Origin of the sequence: Veillonella parvula (assembly GCF_024461875.1) — a bacterium.
GTDB lineage: Bacteria > Bacillota > Negativicutes > Veillonellales > Veillonellaceae > Veillonella > Veillonella parvula_I.
In genome coordinates this window covers 159,358-182,358 of sequence record NZ_JANGAL010000003.1, presented here as the reverse complement: position 1 = coordinate 182,358, position 23,001 = coordinate 159,358, and the positions used below count along the sequence as shown (strand labels likewise).

The window sequence follows — 23,001 nt, the reverse complement described above, 5'->3', positions numbered from 1 at the left end:
AGAACACCATACACAATATACATATTAATTACAAAAAGGATCCGTTTTAATCTGCCCTCCAATTAGATGCAATTTTTAGAAGAGCAATTCATGTACGGATCCATTTATATTATTTAAGACGAATAAAGAATAATGCACATGCACCGATAATAGGAGCTATAGCGATAGACATCAAAGACATTTGGTAGCTACCCGTCATGACAAGGACATTGCCCAAGAGAAGTGGTGCCAAAAGAGCACCAATTTGGTTAAACAAGTTTACAAAGCCCGCTGTAGTACCGCGCAAATGAGGTGCTGCAGATTGAACTACGAGAGCATTGGTCAACGCACTATGCATGAAGGCCCCAATACCAAGAATCGGACCTGTTACAAAGAGCATATTTGGATTTGACGTGCTTGCAAACAAAATTAAAGCTGGCCCAAACAAGAACATAACGAGAGCCGCTAAATGGTTCTTCTTAATTGGTAAGATATCAGATAAAATACCGATCGTTGGTTTCGCAATGAGCGCAGCCGTACCGAACACGCTCATGACTTGGCCTGCATAGATAGCCGTTACACCTAATTGTTTAACCATGTATAAGTTCGCCCATTGCGTTACGCCCCAAGTCGTACCTGTGGCGAAGAAGCCAGCAATTGCCAAGCAACGAATATTGCGGTTGGAAATGATGTGCTTCAAATTTTCTACTAAAGACGTTTGTCCTACGCCAAGCTTAGCAGCCGCTTCGGAAGCCTCTGCTTCTCGTTGTGCGAGAACTTCTGCACTCGGCTTACGCACTGTGAAGTAACATAATACAAGCACTACCAACGGCAAGATGGCTGTAGCAAGAAATGCAGTTTGCCAGCCGTAATGTGTAGCCACATAAGGTGCGTAAAGGTTTACCGTAGTAATGCCAAAAGACGTACAACTCATAAAGATACCTACGGCCGCCCCCCGTTGGTTGGGACCGAAGTGATCTCCGATAGCACTCAAGCAAGAAGCTTGTACAGGACCAGACATAATCCCTAATAAGAAGCGCAAGCCCCAAGCCATGTTATAGTCTGTAATGGTACTCATCAAAGCCGTTACAGCGGCCATACCAATCAAACTAAACAAGATAGTACGTCTGTAGCCGATTTTATCGGCTAAGATGCCGCCTGGTAATACCGTTAACGCATAACCAAAGTAAAAGGCCGAAATATGTTGAGCCCCCATCTTAGCTGTGAAATGCAACGCCTCATTGAGGATAGGCATAACAGATGCCCAGGACAAGCGCATAACAAAGCTCAACAAGAACGTGAGCCACACGCTAAGGAGAATTAAAATCTGAGTTCGCGAGAAACTAAGTCGATTCATACGAGCTCCTTTCTAAAGATTACCTAATAAATATATCGATAGCATACCATAGTGAATAAAGATTGGCTATATAAAACTATTCTTTTTATCGATAATTCTCATTTGCTTTCACCTATGCTATACTGAAAGCAATAAAGAGTCTTTGTTGTTAATATTCATAGTATAATTTAGTATCTCCAGCAATATAACTATAGATGCTAAAAATATTACTAATCTGTAATTACCCGCATGGGAGATCGTGTTATATTTTTCTTTAATGATATTCAACCCTAGGTAATAGTACTGAAAACTCTTTCGACTCTATCAAATAGTTAGAGAGTTAATTGCAATACACAATACCAATAATTCGTTTCACTTATATGAATATCTCAATATTGTGAGCAGATTTAAAAATTTAAGGAGTTTATTAGGATAGTGTGATACTAATTATAGGATTCGTACTATTTATATCAACCAAAATATATTAGCATCATAATACTAATGTACCTTTCTGTAGGCCCATTACATTCTATTATATAGATAAACTAGAACGACAAATCAATGCTTTTACAATTAAGCTTTTTATCACCTGATGAGTATATCCACGCTTATAAAAATAATTCATTCTATAGTCTTACTGATTATCCGGTATTCCTAATAGTTTAGAAAAATTAAAAAATATAAGGAGAGTTAACTTCTATGGATAAAATCAAAATTAATCTTATTAATAAATCAGAGGCAGAGCAAAAAATTCTAAATAACATCTATGCATTATCAAAATTAGCTGCCTTAGATGATGATAATCTACAAGTAGTTGATATAGATGGTATTCGCTATAGTGGGGTTTACATTAAACACAATCAACTGAACTGCATACAATGCCACAATCCAATACCTAAATTAAAAGAGAAAATGCATATTCATATGGATAATGCTACAGATAAGTCTATTTACCAATGTGATTGTGGACAATATATCATTAAGACATATTCATGTTAATAATCATTATACAAATTATGTATAATACAATTACTAATACTATATGGTTTAGTTAAGGAGAGAATAACATGCCAATTAAAGAATACGAAGTTATTGCAATACCTACATCAAAAACAGTATTAATAAACTATGGGCTTAAAGATGGGGCAAAACAAGGTGAAACGCTTAGAATTATCCAAAAAGGGACTGATATTATAGTAAATGGTAAAAATTATGGTTCCTATGATGCAGTAAAGGCGGTTATTGAAATCAGTATGCCTTACGAAAAATTTTCTGAATGTAAGATTTTTAAATATTTTAAGGTAAATGTTCTTAGTCCTTTACAATCGCTAATGCAACAAACTAGAAAAGAATCACAGGAATTTAGCAAGATAACACTCACAAATACACCAACACCACCTCCAATCACTCCTATCATTCTAGGCGATGTGGTTCAATTAACCAATGAGTAAATTATTGACAAAACCATGTCCTATATGCTATATATTAAGTAGTAAATCGGTACGACTATGAGCGTATCACCATGCCCGCTACTTAATGTAGCGGGTTTCTTTTTTGTGTCTAGGAGTACATATGGTCTATGATAAGCCATTTAAAACTTACGAAGAACAAATATCTAAATTAATAAACGATTACGATCTTTTAATTACAGATTGTACTTTAGCAAAACGAGTGCTTACATCTATTTCATATTATGACCTAATTAATGGTTATAAAAATATATTCATGGAAAATAACAAGTTCAAGGTAGGCATATCTATAGAGTATCTATATGAATTTCATTTGTTAGATAAAAGCATTCAAGCCTTTATTATGAAATATAGTCTATTTGTTGAAAACATGTTTAAGAATCTATTAGCATATTCTATAGCAAGCTCTTTTGGTGTTCATCAAGATAGTTATCTGAATAGCAACCACTATCAGTCATATGCTTGTGGTACTTCTTTCAAAGATAATGTTTTAGCCGAAATTCTTCCTCTATTAATGGATCAGAAAAAACATAAGCTACCTAGCAAGCATTACATAGAGAATCATAATCATGTCCCTCCTTGGATTCTCTTTAAAAATATTTCATTTGGTGACGCTATAAATTTATTCAATGTATTAGAACGTAATGAAAAAGAACCTATATTACAAACTATATTTGATTCTAACTATGAAAAAATCGAATACAGCCAGAAAATTGATATCATTCGAAATGGATTGGAAAATGTACGTGCTTTCAGGAATTTAGCCGCTCATAATTTACATTTTGTCCAATATAGGTCAGAACATTCAATACAGCCAAAGCAATTATATAAAGTTTTGCCTTATTTAATTTATTTAACACCTGACAAAAAACAGCCACTTAATATTGATAAGGCAGCATGTAAAGGATTATATTCAGTTGTTTTGATAATACTTTTATTTTTAAACGATGCATATTTAAAAACTCTTTTTATAACAGATTTTAAAAATGCAATATTTAATAATCTTACAGAGGAACAAAATCAACTAAGAACGAATCTATTTGCGGATTATTGTAAATTAACAGCATTGCCCTCCAATATATTAGATCGATTAGATAAGTATCAACAAACTCTTTCTAATTAATAAAAACCTCATTCTGCTACCAACAGAATGAGAGAACACGATATACCTAAGAGGCATATCACATCAACATCATTCTATCCATATTTCATTTCTAGCAGAGACGAATGTACCATTAAAAGCAATCATGGAATGTGTTGGCCATAATGAACCACATACTACATTAGCAGTCTACACACATGTTACTGATGAAATGAAATCAGAATTGAATACCGCTATTAATAAAATTGGATCTGCTATTAGTCATAAATAGAAAAATGCCCCCATTACATACTGCATGCAATGGGGGCAAATCATTTTATTCTTTTGGGGGCAAAATGGTGGCAAAATTGTGTTATAATTCGTTACAATTCGTTATAATTGTAATCTTACAATACCGTTATAAACCCTTATTCTTACTATATTTGTTATAGTCCGTTACAATTTGTTATAATCTGTGATAGTTGTATGTATTAGTGGCGGAGAGGGTGGGATTCGAACCCACGGCCCCTTGCGGAGTCACTGGTTTTCAAGACCAGCTCCTTAAACCACTCGGACACCTCTCCATAACGGTACTATTATATCAGATTGGTCTAATAATAAGCAACAACGTAATACGTAAATAAGCAATAATATAATACATAAGCAAGCAAAAAAGCTGACTTACAGCCAGCTTTTTCATTTGTATTTAACATTTAGTATTGCCCTAATCTATTAGTTATTTGTCATATATGTTAGAATAGGTCTTTTTTCCACATGCCGATGATAGCAATGATAGAACACACCACGGAAATACCTACTACTTCGTAGAATCCATTCGGATCATCCTGGAATGGCAACGCCACATTCGTTCCCCACAGGCTGAATATGATTGTCGGCACCGCCAAAGTAATCGTAAGGGCCGCCAACATTTTCATCACCATATTGAGATTATTTGAGATAATCGATGTAAAGGCGTTCATCATATTCATCAAGATATTAGAATACATTTCAACCATCTCGATGGCCTGTTTATTCTCGATGATAACGTCTTCCAAAAGATCCTCATCCTCTTCATACATTTTAAGCAAATGTCTATAAGTGCTGTGACCACGCAAGCGCAATAGGCGTTCCATAACAGTTCCATTCGTACGCAACGCAGAGGTAAAGTATGTCATGGATTTCTGTAATTCCAATAGTTGGAAGAAGTCTTTATTCTTCGTCGTATGACGCAACTGAACTTCAATATCGTCGGTACGGCGGTTAATTTGTTGTAAGTAACGTAAAAACAATGTGGCTGTACGGTACAAGATTTGGAACAAGAACCGCGTCTTTTTATATGTATAGAATGTAGACAGTTGGTTTGAAATGAACGGATACAACACCTCGGATTCTTCAAGACATACAGTAATGAAGAAGTCAGGCGTCAAAAAGATGCCAAGTGGCACCGTATCGTACATATCATTACCGCGAATCGCAGGAATGTTGATAACCACGAAAATATAGTTGTCCTCTAATTCCACGTGAGAACGTTCTTCCATATCGAGAGCGGTCTTTAAAACGTCCGTTGGAATTTCCGTCAAAATATTGATGAGGGACAACTCATCGGGGTCTGGGTTCACCAAATTTACCCAAGAACCTTTTGTGGCATCTGATACAGTGCAGTCTGAAACCAACTCTTCTTCTATGTGTTTGTACACCGTGATCATGCTATCCCTCCTTCCAACGAACATATAGTAATCATCTAATAAATTATATACTATTTTATAGCTATTATTCAATTCAATTGTGAAAGTTTTGTTTATGTAGTATATACATAAACCGCTTTATGTCTATTAACAATGCACAATTGTATATGTTAAAAGCATCTCAAAACATCCTTTTATCAAATCTACCAAAAAATCTAGCGAGCACATAGATTAATAAGGCTGCTAAACTAAAAATCCACCAAAAGATTAAACCACTAAAACTTACAGTGAGTAAGCATGCAAACAAATAATCAGCAATATATCATTAGGTTAAAGCTTATAAAAATAACCTCTATACTAGCTTATCGCTAATATAGAGGTTATTTGTTTTATCCTACTCTGTCAAATCAGAATCATGTCATTTGTTATATTTCTGCATTAATCTATAAGATTACTTTCACCAAATTAACGGCGTAAGATACGAATAGAGTTCAAAATACAAAGAATGGATACGCCAGTATCACCAAATACCGCCCACCACATGGATGCATAGCCCATGAGGCCAAGCGCCATGATAAGGATTTTAACAGCAATAGCGAACACTACGTTTTGCCATGCTACACGTAATGTCGCTTTGGCCAAGTCAAGGATATATGCAATAGCAGTCAAAGATGGACGCATGAACACAACATCTGCCGCCTCGATAGCCGCATCAGCACCACTACCCATCGCGCCACCTACATCAGCACCTGCAAGTACTGGAGCATCGTTGATGCCATCCCCTACGAACATAGTTGGACCATATTCAGAGCGAATATCTTGTACAACAGACAATTTATCTTGAGGCAACAACTGAGCACGTACAGCACTTACGCCAGTTTCTTTAGCAATGTAATTTGCACTTGCTTCAGCATCACCTGTAAGCATAACAGTTTTAATATCTTGACCATTAAGATTAGCAATCGCTTCAGCAGAGTCTGGGCGAGCTTCATCGGCGATGATGATACGACCTAAGTATGTATTACCTTCTGCGACAAGAACTTCTGTGCCATATTCAGCAGCTTCTGTTGGATAGCCTTGCACATTATAGCGTTCCATAAGACGACGGTTACCAATAAGTACTTGTTGACCATCTGCCATACCTACCATACCTTCACCAGCTAACTCTTGAACGAAATCAGAAGGTTCCACTGTAAGGCCTTGATCTTTTGCTTCAGACACGATGCTTGTTGCGATTGGATGTGTAGAAACGGCTTCGATAGCTGCCGCCATGGATAACAATTGACTGGAACTTACATGAGAGCCTACAGTTTCTACGCTGTGAACTTTGAACTCACCAGATGTGATAGTACCAGTTTTATCAAGAGCTACTGCTTTCACATTAGCCAACGCCTCGATAACTCGACCACCTTTTAATAAGATACCGTGTTTAGACGCATTGCCGATACCGGAGAAGAATGCAAGTGGCACGCTAAGCACCAATGCACATGGGCAAGAAATAACGAGGAATGTTAAGGCTGTGTAGATCCATTTATGCCATTCACCAGTAATAAGGGATGGAATGATAGCTACAGCCAATGCAAGAGCTACAACGATTGGTGTGTATACGCGAGCAAAACGCGTAATGAAACGGTCGATTTTAGGTTTAGAAGATGCTGCATTTTCCACGGCATCAAGAATTTTAGTAACCATGGATTCTTCAAGAACCTTATCTACACGCATTGTAATGCGACCAGATTCGTTGATACAACCAGACATAAGTTGAGTGCCAGGTACGGCGCGAACAGGTACAGGTTCACCTGTTACAGGCGCTGTATTAACGCGTGTTTCACCTTCAAGCACTGTGCCGTCTAGAGGAATTAAATCGCCAGGACGAACTTCGATAGTCCAGCCTACTTCAACCTTTTCAGGAGCCATAACTACGATTTCACCACCGCAGTCTGTATCTACAACCCGCACCTCTTGAGGACGCATATCGACAGCGTTCATGATTTCTGTACGACTACGATCAGTTGCTTTTTCTTCGAAGAACTCACCAATACGGTAGAACAAGATAACACCTACGGCCTCAGGTAATGCATCGATAGCAATAGCACCCAATGTAGCGATAGACATCAAGAAGTTTTCATCAAATACTTCACCTTTTAGGATATTACGACCTGCGATGCGCAATACTGGGAACGCAAGAAGAATATACGCAACATAGTAAATTGGAGTCTCAATACTCTCTGGCAAGCTGATGGATGGGACAAAGGATGACAAAACTTCATAAAGCATGAATAACAAGCCTGCTACGATGACTGCAATTGTTACAGCATCACTACCACGATCCTGGTCAGGACCATGATCATCCATAGCCGCTTTAGATTTACGTTCATAATCTGCTACTGTAACGCCTTCTTCGATGGCATCACAAATCTCTTGAATATCACGTTTAAGAGCTTCGCGGTCTTCCCAAGAGCCGGTTAATTTTAATTGATGTGTAGCAAGTGTAAAATTGGCAGTCTCTACAACATCCATTTTACGGATACGATCTTCAATTTTTGCTGCGCAGTTCGGACAGTTCAAATCCTTCAACAATAATGTTTCTTCCATGATATCTCCTTTGATAATAGTGAAAGTTTCTATCCTATATTATAAGTTAATTTATTGTCTATTTCTAATACTTATTAGACATATCTTGTTTCATATCTTGTTATATATGTTCCTAAACATTATTCATCAGATATTTTTATTTATATGAATATCTGTTCATATGTTTATATTACATTAAAGGAGATTAAATGTCAATACAAAATTATATTCACTATATATCAAATTTTATTTACTTTAGTTCTAACTATATTCAGTTTATATCAAGTTTCGTTTTACCAAGAATTGATGTGCTACATCAGCTGGTAATTGATGTTCCGTTTCAACGGCATAATTCATCTTTGCCATCTCTTGATCTGTAATCGTATGATTTAAACTTTCTAATACAGGCCGCAGTTCGGGATGAGCGATTAACACTTCACTACGCACCACATTACCAGCCATATAGGATGGATATAAATGTTTATCATCTTGTAACACCGTAATTGGCGCCATACTTAATTGTCCATCAGTTGTAAATATCGGCATTGCATCCACCTCACCACGACTAATAGCCGTATATTTTAGTCCTATATCCATATCTTTAGTAGCTTTAAAGCTCATGCCATACACACGTTGTAATCCAGCATAGCCATCCTCACGGCCAAAGAAATCATATTCCCCTCCTAATGTTAGGGATGGTGCTATACGAGCAAGATCGGAATATGTTTTTACGCCATAACTCTGAGCGATTTCATTACGCACCCCTATGCCATAGGTATTATTAAAGCCGTACATGCCGACCCACTCAAAATTATATTTCTCTTTGTAGGCCTGTGAAAGCTCATTAAATAGGCTTTCATCATAAGCATCTGTACGTTTCAGCACAGCAGACCAAGCCGTACCAGTATATTCAGGATATATATCAAATTGGCCAGAAAGCATAGCTGGTTGAATATTTGATGTACCACCGCCTACACCTTCTGTAACCTCTACGGTTAAATCAGTCTTCTTCTCGATTAATTCTTTTAAAACATTCCCCAAAATAAGCTGTTCCGTCATAGGTTTCGTTGCAATATGAATAACATCGGTCTTCACATGACGGCAATACATAGCCCAGCCACCTATACCCATTGCAATTAGCGTCATAATCGAAACAAATATAATCGTATAACGCTTCATATGAGGGCTAATACGCGTTACTCTTTCACCTAGAGAAAAGAGCGCATCAACAGTAATAGCTAATAGTGCAATCAGTAGACTACCGGCAATCGTCAAAGCACTTTGATTCGTTGTAATGCCCCTATAAATCGCCACACCTAAGCCACCAGCACCAATAAAGGATGCAATACCTGTCAAGGCAATGGTCATAACGAGCATAGTCCGTATACCAGCCATAATCGTCGGCATAGCCAAGGGAATCTCTATATTCCACAAACGTTGAATCCGTGTGAGCCCTAACGCAGTTCCCGCTTCACACATGGCTTTATCAATCTGGTTAAGACCAGTAAATGTATTCCGTACCATCGGTAATAAAGCATATATAACCAATGCAATGATAGCTGTCGTATTACCGACGCCGGATACATATAATAAGAGACCTAACATCGATATAGATGGAATTGTATATAGGAAATTGACCATTACCATAACTGGCGCAGCTAGCCGTTTATATTCATATATAAACACACCCAATAATCCACCGATGATGGTAGCAATAACAGAAGCTAATACTGAAATTTCTATATGCTCCCATAATAGCTGGAGGAAAAAATCATAGCGATTTATAAGTAATGATATGACATCATGCATTACATACACCGCCTTTCTAAGTCAAGAAACACGAAAAATTATATAGGCATATTAGAGTCAATAAAATGCAAGAAATCTTTATCAAGCTATATTTACCCATGATACTATTGTATACCTAATTATTTCTTAACTCTAGTCTATTTACCATACACAGTAAAAGCCATCATTTATATTTATATATCATACAAGTTCAGCTCTTTAATATATCTGAAAGGAATAACAGTCCCTTGTACAGAGAGAATTTGTAATTGCTCACTAATCATATCAACAACGCCTATAAGCTCCGTATATTTTTGTTTGTTGTAATAAACAATTCGTACCCATTCCCCACAACGTACAGATTGTAAAACTGTATTTAACTCATCTATTTGATCCTCTGACAACTCTGCCCGATCTTCTTTTGGCCTTGCTACAGCAGTTAATAATGCTTCAAAGCCCCTCAATGCCGCAAAGGGCATAAATTGTTTTGCCCGTTGTAAACGAGACATACGATGTTTCATTAATGTATACCTCCCTTTACGCGACTAATGTATTTCCAATGTATCCATTATAATATCTATTCCCCATTATGACCGCCTACCAAGGTGTTTCTAAAGCGCATGGTTCCTTCCTCTTGCAAGCTAGAGGCACGCAATATAGAATTCTTACCAAACTGTTCCTTAATGGATAGCATAGCTTCTTGTACTTGGCGTTCCTTTTCCTCTGTATCGGTAGCAAGAATATTAAATAAGTCCTCCTCTTGCGGTATGGCGGAACGATTGACTAAATCCTCAAAGCTGACCCCTATACGCCGTATGAGCTCATTCTTATGGCAATACTGCTCGTATAATTTAATAACCGCCGTCGTCAAGGTCTGTAGAGAATCTGTATACTGCTTAAGCTTTTTAGAACCTCCTGTAGAGCGCATCATTTCATTAGCATAGCCGATATGAACATAGATATGATTTGTAACCCCTTTAATTTGTAAAAGCTCTAACACCAAGGACTCTACCATTTCACGCATAGGCACGCATGCCTCTTCATAGGTATAATTGCGCAACAAAATCTGACTGTGCGAGATAGAGTGCTTAATGGGGCGATACGCATGGATATCCGCAATCGTACAAGGCTCACGGCCCCAAGCATGGTCAATGATGAGCTCTGCATTAATGCCAAACTCCTTGTACAACTTCGCTTCTGGAATCATGGTAATACCATGTAAATCATAAGCACCGTACTTATGCAAGCGATTAGCTATGCCCTTACCAATCTGCCATATATCAGTCAAGGGCTGATGATACCAAATTTTCTCTTTAAAGAGGCTTACATCAAGATAACCTATAAAATCAGGCGCATGTTTCGCCAAAATATCGAGGGCAATCTTGGCGAGAAACAGATTCGTACCAATCCCAACGGTGGCATAAATCTTCGTTGCCTCTAGCACAGCATCGAGTAACATCTGCGCCAACTGACGAGGCGTCTTTTTATATAGTGGTAAATAGGGCGTGATATCGATGAAATACTCGTCGATAGAGTACACATGTACATCTTCGGGCGCCACATACTTGAGCAAGGTTCCATAAATCTCAGCAGACACCTGCATATACCGCTTCATATGTGGCTTCACCGTCAAATACTCAATATGCGGTGGAATCTGAAATAATCGGCTGCGATTTTTCACACCTAAATTTTTTAAGGCTGGAGAAATAGCCAACGTAATAGCCCCCTTGCCACGAGAACCATCGGCCACCACCAGAGGCGTCATAAACGGATCCAGTCCTAAATCGGCACATTCTACAGACGCGTAAAAACACTTCAAATCAATACACATATACAGCCGATTCGTATCAGCTGAACCCATACAAACACCTCCCTAAAGCGCTAAAAAACTGGCTTTTACAAAAATTAAGAACGCAAGAATTTGTATGATTAGTATAACAAAAAAACAAAGTATTTTCAAACATATGTTTGTTTTTATAAAGGTAATTTTATAGAAAAATAAAAAACACCTAACACTAGATATATAATCTAATGTTAGATGCCATATGTTTAACAAACTATTAAAGATAGCTAATTTATTTCTATCAAAACAAACTTAATAACACTAATCCCCCTAATACAATTGAAACAGCGCCATACTCAATAGTTATCGTCACATTATCTATACTTACTTCTCCATTTTTTGCAAGCACACCTGTCGGACTAAATTGAACCATAGGTCCACTGGTTGGTGCAAAAGGAATATAAAACTCTACACTCTCAGCAGTATGAGTTTCACCATTCAAAATATACTTAATATCATAACCATAAATATATCTATCCGCACCAATCACTCTAAATGGTATTTCCTTTGTAACTCGTGGAAGTATAGACACAATCGTTACTGGAGTTCCATTGTGACGTAATAAAAATCGTTTGATAATTAAATACAACCCACTAATTATTAACCCAAGAGCCACACAAAAGAAGTAAAACACAAAAAACTCAGTACCTCTAACCATCATACGCTCCTCTCCCAACAATACAACGAAAACTATCGAGTGCCACTATATTGATGGGACACCTTCATATCTACAGTGATAAAAAGAAAGGACTATACTTATGCAGCGACATCAGGTCACGAGGAGCAAAGAAGTATAGTCCTTTCTTTTTAATTAAAATGTAGCTATGTCACGGGGCCCCATCAATATAGGCACGCCCCGATAGCATTCATTATTGTTCCGGCCCTAGGTCTCGGAATTCTACGTCTCTAAATTGTGTTAATTCTCCAACGAATTGGAGTTCTACGGTACCGATGGATCCATTACGGTGTTTACGAATGAGGACTTCTGCATTGTCCCCTTTTTCAGAGTTTTCATCGTAATATTTATCGCGGTACAAGAAAATAACGATATCTGCATCCTGCTCGAGGGAACCAGATTCACGAAGGTCCGAAAGCACAGGCCGTTTATCTGGTCTGCTTTCAACACTACGAGATAACTGGGATAAAGCGATAACCGGCACGTTAAATTCACGAGCAATCAGTTTAAGATTACGAGAGATTTCGGACACCTCTTGTTGACGATTTTCACTGCCCTTACCAGCATTTCGACCTTGCATCAACTGAATATAATCGACGATAACGAGATCGAGGCCATGTTCTACCTTGAGACGGCGCAATTTAGAGCGCATATCTTGTACAGTAAGACCCGGCGTATCATCGATAAAGAGCTTCGATTTACTCATGCGGTCCGCTGCGGCAATAACCTTTTCCCAGTCAGCAGGATCCATGTTCGCACGGCGCAATTTTTCAGAGCTCACACCTGCCACGGAGGACAAAATACGACCAACGAGCTGTTCCTTGCCCATTTCCAGGGAAAAGAACGCCACCGTCTTATCATACAACATCGTTACGTTTTGAGCGATATTCAAGGTGAAAGCTGTTTTCCCCATCGCAGGACGAGCTGCTACGAGGATGAGATCAGATTTTTGTAAGCCGTTGAAAATGTGGTCCACATCTTTAAAGCCTGTTGGAACACCTGTAATAGCACCATCATGCTGTTGCAGTGCATTGAGTTTATCTAGATTAGATAAAACCACTTCACCAATGGCTGCAAAGGATGATTCAGACTGAGTTTGACCGCTTACGTCTAGCACCATTTGCTCTGCCTTATTGAGGATTGCCGTCGGCTCATCTTCGCCAGCATACGTCATGCCTACGATTTTATTCCCTGCATCGATGAGGCGGCGCAACTGAGCTTTCTCGCTGATGATTTTCGCATGTTCCTCAACATTGTAGGAAACCGATTCATTCGCAAGAGATGTAATATAAGCAAGACCACCTACCGCATCAAGGCGCTTACGACGGTCTAGCTCTTCACCAACGGTGATAAAATCAGCCGTCTTATTGGCATGCACGATTTCTAGAATAGCATCGTAAATAATACGATGTGCATCTCGGTAAAAATCTTCAGATTTAAGAATACTCGTCACCGTATCTACAACGGCACCCATATTGGATCCATTAGTTAATAAAGCCCCCAAAACGGCCTTTTCCGCATCTAGATTATGCGGTGGAATGCGTACATCCATGATAATCCCCTTCACACAACCACTATGGATAAAAGAATTCACCATACTCAAAGAGCATGGTGAATACTATTATTCGGCTACTACATTAACCTTGATAGTACTTGTAATTTCAGGATGAACACGAACTAATACGTCATGTACGCCCAATGTTTTCAATGGTTCTTTAATTTCGATTTTCTTTTTATCGATATCTACTTTGTATTGAGCTTTAGCAGCATCGGAAATATCTTTAGCAGTAACGGATCCGAATACACGGCCTTCTTCGCCCATACGAACTTTTACAGTTACTTCAACCTTAGTCAATTGAGCTGCCAAGATCTTAGCTTCGTCATTTGCAACGGCTTTATTATGAGCAATGGATTCTTGTTTTTGTTTCGCATTATTTACGTTAGTTGCTGTACCTTCAAGGCCGAGGCCTTTTTTGATCAATACATTACGACCATATGCGTCGCTAACTTCAACGATTTCGCCCTTTTTACCAACTTTTTTAACGTCTTCTAACAATACTACTTTCATTGTTGTTCCTCCTCTTGTTCTACGGAATGAAGCGCATCAAGAGCATGCTCCAAAATGGCCTGCTTCGCTTCCTCTATGGTCATACCTTGTAATTGAGCACCAGCCACAGTTCTATGACCGCCACCACCCAAGGCTTCCATTACAACTTGTACGTTCACCTTGCCTTTGGATCGAGCGCTGACGCCGATACCGCCATCATTTAGGGAATATAGTACAAAAGCTGCTTCAATATCTTCATTACTAATGAGCATGTCCGCACTTTGTGCAGCCAACGCCATCATATCCTTCAAACCTTCAGGCGCTACGGAAATAGCAATCCCTTCAGTACGACTTGCTTCAAATACCATTTTAGCACGCAATTGGATAGAATCGAAAGTTTCAATAAACAATTGTTTGACTCTGTCGATATCCGCCCCTGCACGACGCAAAAATGCTGCAGCCTCAAAGGTTCGTGCCCCAGTTTGTTGAACAAAGTTCTTCGTATCTAATACGATACCTGCATAAATACCTGTAGCTTCCGCTTTTGAAAGCTTCACAGGAACCCCTGCATATTGTACAAGCTCTGTTACGAGCTCAGATGTGGACGATGCAGTTGGTTCCAAATAGGTAAGCAATGGATTTTCTACAAAGTCCGCTGCGCGACGGTGATGGTCGATAACGATGCGTCGCTCAGAAATTTCAAGCGCCTCTTGAGCTGCCACCATTTCCTGACGATGCGTATCACACACGACAGTGAGCGTATTCGCATCTACCCATACTCTTGCAGCTTCTGCAGTGATAATATTCTCTTTCCAGAACTCTGACTCGTTAAGAACATTCACCATTTTATCAATGGCGCTAGTTTCTTTTGAAAGTGCAATGCGCACGTCTTTACCAAGTGCTCGAGCAATGGCGGCTACACCGATAATACCACCTAATGCATCGTAGTCTTCACGTTGATGCCCCATGATAAGAATCTTATCAGAATCAATCATAAGCTCATGTATTGCTTGAGATACAACACGAGCACGAACGCGCGTATTCTTTTCAACGCCTGCCGTATTACCACCAAAGAAACGTGTACTTTCACCATCCATAATACAGACTTGGTCACCACCGCGACCTAAGGCGATATCTAAGGCTGCACGAGCACGACCAGATACATCTTTCACAGAGCCTACATTTTCACTAATACCAATGGAAATCGTAGCTGGTACTTGACGTGGAGATGGTACTTTACGGATTCGTTCGAGCACTTTAAAACCATCTTCCTCCATCTCATGAAGCGCACCACGAGAAATGGCAAAGGTATACATATCATCTTGGAAGTTACGAATAAAACCTTCGTAGCGATCGATTTCATCCATAATGATATTATTTATATCTGTCCAAATACTAGTATACTCACGATCACTAAGGCCTTTTGTCAATTCTTCGAGATTATCGATTTGAATCATACCCCATACAGGTTGCCCCTCTTCGGCTTTAATACGGGCTTTTTCTAGGTCTGTAATGTCCTTGAAGTACAATGCCATCACTGCATGTTCTGCCAGTTCATCTTCACTATCAATATCTGATCGGGTATCCCGAGGATCGATAAATTTATAAATAATTTGGAAGTATCGATTTTCATATTTTTCCGTCATATATCCGGACTTACCCCAAATTTTATCGATACGGAAACCAGGTAACAACGCAGACATTTTTTGGAGCTTATTCCAGTCCACCTTAACCCAGTCAGCGAAAACACTATTATTCCACACCAAGGTGCCTTGCTTATTAACAAGAACAATCCCCATTGGCAAATTTTGTAAAGCAAAGTTAGAAGCTTGTGTGACGTTTTTCATCATCGCACTAAACTGTTCTCTTGCTAAACGACGCCGGTTATGAAGGGTATTATAATTAACCAAATACGCCGCTACTACAATGATTAATGCTAAAATTGCAATAGCCCAATTTAAATAGGCCAACAATAATAGCAATAATACGAGAACGGCAACAATGGTAATTTCTAAACCTTTCCATCTCCGTTGAAAGGATTTCATAACGGCCTCCTTTCTATTATGAGCTACGTTTTTCGAAACGTGCTCTCATATCTAAAAACATATCAAAAACACCATATATAACGAGTGCCAATGGACTCATTATATATAAAAAAGCTATAATAGCAAACTTAAAAATACCCGCTAAATTATAGGATTTCATGATGGACAATAAACATGTAATGCCATTAAGTCCACAAATCATAGCACCAAATAAAGCTAGGTTAAGGCCTACATCAGCAAGAATACTTTCAGTATAGCCAAGATATGGCCCAGCATAAGCAAGGATTATACCAACCGCTAGTACACCAGCCCCCCAAAGTGGCATGCGCCACGTATCCATTGTTGGCAACGTACGCATCACACTATTTGTGCGGCGACCGATATACGATACAAGCTTAGCCAAGATATAAATCACTATTGCATTCGCTGCAAACCAATAGGCTAGAAGCATTCGTTTCACTTGCTGAAATGCAAAATCTAAACGGTTAATATATGCATTCATCTGTTCTTGTGTCATAGGTTGCTGCTTTACAGACTCAATTATAGCATTCTTAAGATCTACATCAATCATTCGACTAATCTGAGATAAGTCAAAAGATGTGAGGCCTGCAGAAATTAAAATTCCTATAAGGCTCGTTAAAGTAAGTGCAATAGCAGGTATAACGATAAGTTTACCAAAAGACCAATTCGCTCTAAAAGCTTCTCCAAGGAAAATACTCGGCAAAGAATATGCCAAAATAGTAGCCATTGCCATTAATGGTCCTACTAAAAGCGAAACGAGGGCAAAAGCTACCACTGACGCGGCACAACTATATCGGCTACCCCAGCGAATGCCAATCAGTGCAATCCCAGAAGGTGCAACCAAGGTGGCAAGCAAACTAAGGAAGGGCACTGTCGATCCTACTATAGTTAACATAACAACAATGGTCGATACAAATGCAGTTTCTACCATCGCTCTTGTATTTGTTTTATTCATAAATCACCATTCTTACATAAGAAGATATATTAATTGGTATCTTTTAATTATAACAGTTTAAAAGGGTAACTTCAAATACCCCATATAGTAGACAAATGCGATAGCAATGCTATTAATGGTAGTTTTTATTGCTCTTTTAAAATGTCAAAAGTACCACACCATGAGGTGCGGTACTTTTCTGTATTATATAAGATTATACATCTTGAATAATCGGCAAGATCATAGGACGACGACGGGTTTTATCATAGAAGAATTTACCCAATGCGTCACGTACGTTTTGCTTAATGGTTGTCCAGTCTTTGATGCGTTGCATTTCGCAATCTTCAAGGACTTGTTCTACACGGCGCTCCGCAGCAAGCATGAGTTCTTCAGCGTCACGAACGTATACGAAACCACGAGATACGAGGTCTGGACCAGCTACGATAGTACCGGAAGCTTTGTCCATCGCCATAACGACGATAACCATACCTTCTTGTGCCAATTGTTGACGGTCACGGATAACGATATTACCTACGTCACCAACACCAAGGCCATCAACGAAGATAGCGCCAGCTTGTACGCGGCCACCTTTGCGACCACCATCTTTATCGAATTCAAAGATTTGACCATTATCACCGATAAGGACTTTCTTAGGATCTACGCCCATGGCCACACCAAGTTCACCATGACGGCGCAACATGCGATACTCACCATGAACTGGGATAAAGTATTCTGGACGAACAAGGTTAAGCATTGTTTTAAGCTCTTCTTGACTCGCATGACCAGATACGTGAATACCACGGTCTTTACCGTATACCACATTACAACCTAAACGAAGCAAGTTATCGATAGTTCTACCTACAGCACCTTCGTTGCCTGGAATTGGTGTTGCAGAAATGATAACAGTATCATTCGGTGCCAATTCTACAGTGCGATGGTTGCTTGTTGCCATACGGGACAAGCCTGCCATCGGTTCACCTTGAGAACCAGTCGTTAAGATCATGATTTGGTCATCTGTGTAGTTGTGCATTACATCTACGTCGATGATTGTATTTGGTGGAATATTCAAGTATCCGCGTTCTTGGGCAATTTCTGTAACATTGACCATGCTACGGCCCATAACTACAACCTTACGGTTGAACATAACCGCCGCATCAATAGCTTGTTGAATACGGGATACGTTGGATGCAAATGTCGCCAAAACAACGCGGCCTTTTGCTTCTCCAACAGCTTGTTTAATCGCAGGGCCTACGGAACTTTCAGAACCGGTAGTACCTGGTTTTTCTACATTTGTAGAGTCCGACAAGAGCGCTAATACGCCTTTGTTACCTAGCTCAGCAAATTTGTGCATATCCATCAAACGGCCATCAACAGGAGTTTGGTCAATTTTAAAGTCCCCTGTATGAAGAATTGTTCCGATTGGTGTATTAAAGTATACAGCGCAGGAGTCAGGAATGGAGTGATTTGTTTGGATGAAACCAACAGTCACTTGACCAATTTGAACTTCATCGCCGGCAGCAATCGTACGAAGACATTTTGGAGATACCTTATGTTCTTTAAACTTGCCTTCAATTAAGCCACAAACGAGATTTGTTGCGTATACTGGGCAGCTAATTTCTTTCATTAGGTACGCCAAGGAGCCGATATGGTCCTCGTGACCATGAGTAATTACGACAGCTTTCACGCGATCCTTATTCTCGATGATATAGCTCATATCAGGAATAACGATGTCTACGCCAAGCATATCTTCACTAGGGAACGCAAGACCAGAGTCAAGAACGATAATTTCGTCCTCGTATTGGAAGATGGTCATATTTTTACCGATTTCACCAAGACCACCTAGTGGAATAATTTGGAATTTGCCCTTGTTGGCGCCATTTGGCGTACGACCAACTAATTCCACTTGTTCCTCTTGGTTATTCCAACCTGTAGAACGGTTATTTGGGCGGTTATTATTGCGGTTTTGACCATTTTGGCCATTGCGACCATTATTAGTACGCGCATTACGTGTATTTTCACCACGCGGTGCACGAGTTTGGCGAGTTTTGCGTTCTTGACCTTCACCTTGTTCCGCATTGCGGCGTGTATTTGTACGGCGAGTCGTATTAGTACGGCCACTATTCCCACTTGTACGAGTATTTGTAGAACGGCGTTGGCGTGTTGCACCTTCACCAGCTGTTTGTTGGCGCGTACGACCTTCGCCAGCAGGGCGGCGTGTATTTGTACGGCGACGCGTTTGTTTTTGCTCGCCTTCAGTCGCAGCTGTAAGAGTAGCGTCTTTTGCTACTGTCGGTTCTGCTTTCACTTGCGCAGTAACCTGATTATCTGTTGTATTCACAGTTCCTCCTAAAATTTTGTTCATTAATTTATTTAACATAGTTTTTCTCACCTATCACTTGAATTGATCTATGCCACGAGGAAATGTCACACAAAGAAAAAGGCGCTATTATACTAGCGTCTCGTCAAATGGGCGCAAAAATGCGCTATCAAATTTTGCCGTTCCTAGTTTGTGTGCCATTTGCCGCAGCAAATGAGTATAGTGCACTATCAGATGCTTCAACCGCAAGAGACCTCTGTTTTTATCTCAATCCGATACGCAGTGCAATATAGTCCGATCTGTTTTGATGAAAGCCTCACTTTCATACGTTGTGCTCATTATAACATAAAAATAACATAAACAAAAGAGTTCTACGCTTGATTCATTAAAAGTAATATAAAATTTTACTGCTACTTAAAAGGGCGGCTCAAACCGAACCGCCCCAAAGCATTTCATTATTTATCATCTGGCATACTTTTATAAAATCCTTCAATATGCACTCACCAGCAATGCAACGAGAATTCGAGTAGTGAAAGCGCTACTCGTAGGCGATATCTTCATAATAGATGCCAACCGTTTGTCAATAGCGATGTTCCTCAACGCCTCACCATATTGATTGGCCTATAGCTTTAGCAAAACCTTCACGGTATAAATTAGCCCCACCGTTAGCCGGATGTCTAAGACCGATGGCTGAAAGGCCGAATCGCCCCATCGTGTCCGCCGATTTTTGACCGACAGCGAGCACGAGCGGCTTCGGTCCACCTAATTCGGTATGCAATGCCAGCAGTCTTTTCGTATATTCCCAACCTAGCTGCTGCTCCGACTCGGTCGGTGTCCGATTAGTGAGCGATTCGTCCGCCTTATGAGGATGAAATGGAAATATATTCCACAACAGTGCATCGTACGGATCGATTCCCTGTTCAATGATGGCACTCCATACTACCGTATCCGTAGGTTCGTTAAACCCTTGTTCCTGTTGAGTCCGTTTCAGCATAGGACTCACAGGGGAGCTAGTTCTTTGTAATGTAACAGGCGTTATCTGATGCGCCCGAATTGTTTTATGCTTATCCAACAACATGCGCTCACAGGTAATGGCAATGCCCGAAAAACGCCCGCCTTGATATCCGACAGCCTCTGCCACTACAAAGATTTTGGAGCGTCCCAACCGCGGCAACAAATACGCCGTCAAATTGTTACGACGCACCTGCGCCGCATCAAAGTCAGACCGAACAATTTCGAGGTCGGAATTCACCTCACCCCACGGATTGTGAACAAGCTCGCCTCTATATTGACCGAGCCAGTCTACAAACTGCTGTACTTTTGCTACCCGATCCGCATCAAACGAGGCCATATATTCATCAAAAGACAGCGTTTTTTCTTCCTCTGGTGCAAATAAGGACATAGGATTTCCCCCAATTTATACTACCGAACCATATAATTAATAATGCTGTATATCATGATTATCAAGCTTTTATATACTGTATTTATACACTAAAACCTATAGTAATACAATCCATATATTACGATGCCCAATCATGATATGTGATACTATATCCGATAATCACGCACTACATAAAATGTATACTGTTACTGTATTCATAATAGCACCTATTTCTGAAAGTTTGATGCAAAATTAATACTCAAATATATCTACATGCAACATCACAATTATATATAAAACTCGATTTTGTCTTCTTTGGCGAGTTGGAATTGTTCAAATATGTGGTTTCGAATATTGACGAAGGACGCCGAGGTCCGGTCCGTCCTATCGATGAGATTGACGGGGATAATGGTTTGCACCCGTCCCGGATTAGCAGCGAGCACTACGACGCGATCCGCAAGAACCACCGCCTCTTCGATATCATGCGTAACGAATACGACCGTTTTACCCTCTTCACGGCAGATACGGGAGATTTCATCCTGTAAATTGATGCGTGTCAACGCATCGAGGGCCCCTAGCGGTTCATCCATGAAGATAATGTCCGGATCGACCGCCAACGCCCGCGCAATGGATACACGTTGCTGCATCCCACCGGACAACTCCGCCGGATAGCGATTGCGCGCATGGTCGAGCCCCACCATTTTCACGTATTTGTCGATGATAGCAGGTCGCTCTTCCTTAGGTACATTCTTGCTTTCAAAGCCCAGTTCAATATTGCTTTCCACCGTTCGCCACGGCAACAGTCCGTAATTTTGAAAGACCGTTACATACCGCAGTTGAGGTGCTTTCACCTCCGCGCCGTCGATGGTAATAGAGCCCGAAGTAACGAGCTCAAAGCCGGCCATAGCATTTAAAAGCGTGCTTTTACCGGACCCGGAAGGACCTAAAAGGCAAATAAATTCACCTCGTTCAATGTCCAGATTAATATTTTCAAGGATGGTGAGCGGTTCTCCATCTTTCATAAATTCCTTGTGTGCATTGCGCACCGAAATGTAACCCATGCGTCCACCTCCTATTTCTCAATGCCCCAACGTCTATAAATCCATTTTTCGATGAGGGACACGCCCCAATCGAGCAAAAGTCCTACAAAGCCAATCGTCAAAATCGCCACCATCAGAAGATCGTTACGCAAATTGTTCCGCATATCGATGATGAGGAATCCAAGACCCGTCTGAGAGCCTACCATTTCCCCCGTCACCAGGAAAATCCACGCCGTTCCGAGCGCGATGTGAAGTCCTGATGCGATGCCGGGAAACACGGCGGGCAATACGATTTTAAATAACAGTTCCGGCTGCTTGATACCAAAATTTCGGGCCACCTTGATGTATACGGGATCGATATTCTGAATCGCGGACACCGTGGATAAGAGAACCGGGAAAAACGCCGCAATAAAGATGATGACGATAGCCGGCGCCTGTCCGATACCGAAGAACAGTACGATAAACGGCAACCATGCCACCGGTGAAATGGGACGAATCACCTGAACGATAGGGTTAATATAGTTCCAAATACCCTTATACCAGCCTAAAATGAGTCCCAGGAATACGCCGGCTACGACGGAAATGATATAGCCTATGAAAAAGCGCACCAAACTGTCCGCAACATCCTTGAATAACACGCCGTCTCCGATGAGCTCCCCAAAGCCGAGCAACACTTTGTATGGCGTCGGCAGCAAGGCTTCGTTAAATCCGCCAAGGCGAACGATTAATTCCCAAATTAGCCACGCTGCGATAAATGAGCCTGGCACATATGTATATTTCTTCAT

Annotated in this window: 19 protein-coding genes, 1 tRNA gene and 1 pseudogene; 4 read left to right on the top strand and 17 right to left on the bottom strand. The window is 40.2% G+C overall.

Features of this window, described 5'->3' with window-relative positions; genetic code table 11:
* Positions 1-109: 109 nt before the first annotated feature.
* Entirely contained in the window at positions 110-1,336 is a 1,227-nt protein-coding gene (locus tag NE668_RS06685) for an MFS transporter (RefSeq protein ID WP_227037282.1), read from the bottom strand.
* Positions 1,337-2,014: 678 nt separating this feature from the next.
* Here NE668_RS06685 and NE668_RS06680 point away from each other — a divergent pair.
* The 4 genes from NE668_RS06680 (at position 2,015) to NE668_RS06665 (ending at position 4,157) form a co-directional block, all read left to right on the top strand.
* Positions 2,015-2,314: a hypothetical protein gene (locus NE668_RS06680; protein WP_227037281.1), complete on the top strand. Its 300-nt coding sequence runs from the start codon at positions 2,015-2,017 to the stop codon at positions 2,312-2,314.
* A 68-nt stretch (positions 2,315-2,382) separates the two neighbouring features.
* Entirely contained in the window at positions 2,383-2,766 is a 384-nt protein-coding gene (locus NE668_RS06675; RefSeq protein ID WP_227037280.1) for a hypothetical protein, read from the top strand.
* A gap of 121 nt (positions 2,767-2,887) precedes the next feature.
* A complete protein-coding gene (locus NE668_RS06670) occupies positions 2,888-3,907 on the top strand; it encodes an Abi family protein (protein WP_227037279.1) in 1,020 nt (339 codons plus the stop codon).
* A gap of 124 nt (positions 3,908-4,031) precedes the next feature.
* Positions 4,032-4,157 (top strand): hypothetical protein, encoded by a 126-nt coding sequence (locus NE668_RS06665; RefSeq protein ID WP_256196318.1) that lies wholly within the window; start codon positions 4,032-4,034, stop codon positions 4,155-4,157.
* 203 nt (positions 4,158-4,360) lie between these two features.
* Here the strand turns inward: NE668_RS06665 and NE668_RS06660 are convergent.
* From NE668_RS06660 to NE668_RS06590, 16 genes and pseudogenes are all read right to left on the bottom strand, one after another.
* Positions 4,361-4,449: transfer RNA gene (locus tag NE668_RS06660), tRNA-Ser, on the bottom strand.
* Positions 4,450-4,617: 168 nt separating this feature from the next.
* A complete protein-coding gene (locus tag NE668_RS06655; protein ID WP_004694714.1) occupies positions 4,618-5,571 on the bottom strand; it encodes a magnesium transporter CorA family protein in 954 nt (317 codons plus the stop codon).
* Positions 5,572-6,015: 444 nt separating this feature from the next.
* Positions 6,016-8,145 carry a heavy metal translocating P-type ATPase gene (locus NE668_RS06650; RefSeq protein WP_227037278.1) on the bottom strand — a complete coding sequence of 710 codons (2,130 nt, stop codon included), beginning with the start codon at positions 8,143-8,145 and terminating at the stop codon, positions 6,016-6,018.
* A 255-nt stretch (positions 8,146-8,400) separates the two neighbouring features.
* The gene (locus NE668_RS06645) at positions 8,401-9,933 is read right to left on the bottom strand and encodes an ABC transporter permease/substrate-binding protein (RefSeq protein WP_227037277.1); all 1,533 of its coding nucleotides are present in this window, start codon (positions 9,931-9,933) and stop codon (positions 8,401-8,403) included.
* A gap of 173 nt (positions 9,934-10,106) precedes the next feature.
* Positions 10,107-10,433: a YolD-like family protein gene (locus tag NE668_RS06640; RefSeq protein WP_012864895.1), complete on the bottom strand. Its 327-nt coding sequence runs from the start codon at positions 10,431-10,433 to the stop codon at positions 10,107-10,109.
* A gap of 56 nt (positions 10,434-10,489) precedes the next feature.
* Entirely contained in the window at positions 10,490-11,773 is a 1,284-nt protein-coding gene (locus NE668_RS06635) for a Y-family DNA polymerase (protein WP_227037276.1), read from the bottom strand.
* Positions 11,774-11,996: 223 nt separating this feature from the next.
* The gene (locus tag NE668_RS06630) at positions 11,997-12,416 is read right to left on the bottom strand and encodes a hypothetical protein (protein WP_227037275.1); all 420 of its coding nucleotides are present in this window, start codon (positions 12,414-12,416) and stop codon (positions 11,997-11,999) included.
* Positions 12,417-12,624: 208 nt separating this feature from the next.
* Complete coding sequence (gene dnaB, locus NE668_RS06625; RefSeq protein ID WP_008714774.1) at positions 12,625-13,983, bottom strand: replicative DNA helicase; 1,359 nt, start codon at positions 13,981-13,983, stop codon at positions 12,625-12,627.
* 69 nt (positions 13,984-14,052) lie between these two features.
* Positions 14,053-14,499 (bottom strand): 50S ribosomal protein L9, encoded by a 447-nt coding sequence (gene rplI / locus NE668_RS06620; protein ID WP_004694699.1) that lies wholly within the window; start codon positions 14,497-14,499, stop codon positions 14,053-14,055.
* Complete coding sequence (locus tag NE668_RS06615) at positions 14,496-16,523, bottom strand: DHH family phosphoesterase (RefSeq protein ID WP_227037274.1); 2,028 nt, start codon at positions 16,521-16,523, stop codon at positions 14,496-14,498. The genes rplI and NE668_RS06615 overlap by 4 nt, the downstream gene beginning before the upstream one ends.
* A 16-nt stretch (positions 16,524-16,539) precedes the next feature.
* A complete protein-coding gene (locus NE668_RS06610) occupies positions 16,540-17,499 on the bottom strand; it encodes a DUF2232 domain-containing protein (RefSeq protein WP_227037273.1) in 960 nt (319 codons plus the stop codon).
* Positions 17,500-17,692: 193 nt separating this feature from the next.
* Complete coding sequence (locus NE668_RS06605; RefSeq protein WP_264467100.1) at positions 17,693-19,855, bottom strand: ribonuclease J; 2,163 nt, start codon at positions 19,853-19,855, stop codon at positions 17,693-17,695.
* Between the two features lie 435 nt (positions 19,856-20,290).
* Positions 20,291-20,416, bottom strand: a pseudogene (locus tag NE668_RS10350) (DUF805 domain-containing protein); the annotation flags it as partial.
* Positions 20,400-21,197, bottom strand: coding sequence for a uracil-DNA glycosylase (locus tag NE668_RS06600; protein WP_227037271.1), 798 nt, complete (start codon positions 21,195-21,197; stop codon positions 20,400-20,402). The pseudogene NE668_RS10350 and the gene NE668_RS06600, both read right to left, overlap by 17 nt.
* Before the next feature lie 266 nt (positions 21,198-21,463).
* Positions 21,464-22,237: an ABC transporter ATP-binding protein gene (locus tag NE668_RS06595; protein ID WP_227037270.1), complete on the bottom strand. Its 774-nt coding sequence runs from the start codon at positions 22,235-22,237 to the stop codon at positions 21,464-21,466.
* A gap of 11 nt (positions 22,238-22,248) precedes the next feature.
* Entirely contained in the window at positions 22,249-23,001 is a 753-nt protein-coding gene (locus NE668_RS06590) for an ABC transporter permease (protein WP_008602165.1), read from the bottom strand.

Coding starts and splice junctions, on each gene's coding strand:
- NE668_RS06590 (WP_008602165.1), bottom strand. CDS start 23,001: ATGAAGAAATATACATATGTGCCAGGCTCATTTATCGCAGCGTGGCTA.
- NE668_RS06630 (WP_227037275.1), bottom strand. CDS start 12,416: ATGATGGTTAGAGGTACTGAGTTTTTTGTGTTTTACTTCTTTTGTGTG.
- NE668_RS06685 (WP_227037282.1), bottom strand. CDS start 1,336: ATGAATCGACTTAGTTTCTCGCGAACTCAGATTTTAATTCTCCTTAGC.
- NE668_RS06600 (WP_227037271.1), bottom strand. CDS start 21,197: ATGTCCTTATTTGCACCAGAGGAAGAAAAAACGCTGTCTTTTGATGAA.
- NE668_RS06665 (WP_256196318.1), top strand. CDS start 4,032: ATGGAATGTGTTGGCCATAATGAACCACATACTACATTAGCAGTCTAC.
- NE668_RS06675 (WP_227037280.1), top strand. CDS start 2,383: ATGCCAATTAAAGAATACGAAGTTATTGCAATACCTACATCAAAAACA.
- NE668_RS06670 (WP_227037279.1), top strand. CDS start 2,888: ATGGTCTATGATAAGCCATTTAAAACTTACGAAGAACAAATATCTAAA.
- NE668_RS06680 (WP_227037281.1), top strand. CDS start 2,015: ATGGATAAAATCAAAATTAATCTTATTAATAAATCAGAGGCAGAGCAA.
- NE668_RS06645 (WP_227037277.1), bottom strand. CDS start 9,933: ATGCATGATGTCATATCATTACTTATAAATCGCTATGATTTTTTCCTC.
- NE668_RS06650 (WP_227037278.1), bottom strand. CDS start 8,145: ATGGAAGAAACATTATTGTTGAAGGATTTGAACTGTCCGAACTGCGCA.
- NE668_RS06655 (WP_004694714.1), bottom strand. CDS start 5,571: ATGATCACGGTGTACAAACACATAGAAGAAGAGTTGGTTTCAGACTGC.
- NE668_RS06595 (WP_227037270.1), bottom strand. CDS start 22,237: ATGGGTTACATTTCGGTGCGCAATGCACACAAGGAATTTATGAAAGAT.
- dnaB (WP_008714774.1), bottom strand. CDS start 13,983: ATGGATGTACGCATTCCACCGCATAATCTAGATGCGGAAAAGGCCGTT.
- NE668_RS06605 (WP_264467100.1), bottom strand. CDS start 19,855: ATGTTAAATAAATTAATGAACAAAATTTTAGGAGGAACTGTGAATACA.
- NE668_RS06635 (WP_227037276.1), bottom strand. CDS start 11,773: ATGGGTTCAGCTGATACGAATCGGCTGTATATGTGTATTGATTTGAAG.
- NE668_RS06615 (WP_227037274.1), bottom strand. CDS start 16,523: ATGAAATCCTTTCAACGGAGATGGAAAGGTTTAGAAATTACCATTGTT.
- NE668_RS06610 (WP_227037273.1), bottom strand. CDS start 17,499: ATGAATAAAACAAATACAAGAGCGATGGTAGAAACTGCATTTGTATCG.
- rplI (WP_004694699.1), bottom strand. CDS start 14,499: ATGAAAGTAGTATTGTTAGAAGACGTTAAAAAAGTTGGTAAAAAGGGC.
- NE668_RS06640 (WP_012864895.1), bottom strand. CDS start 10,433: ATGAAACATCGTATGTCTCGTTTACAACGGGCAAAACAATTTATGCCC.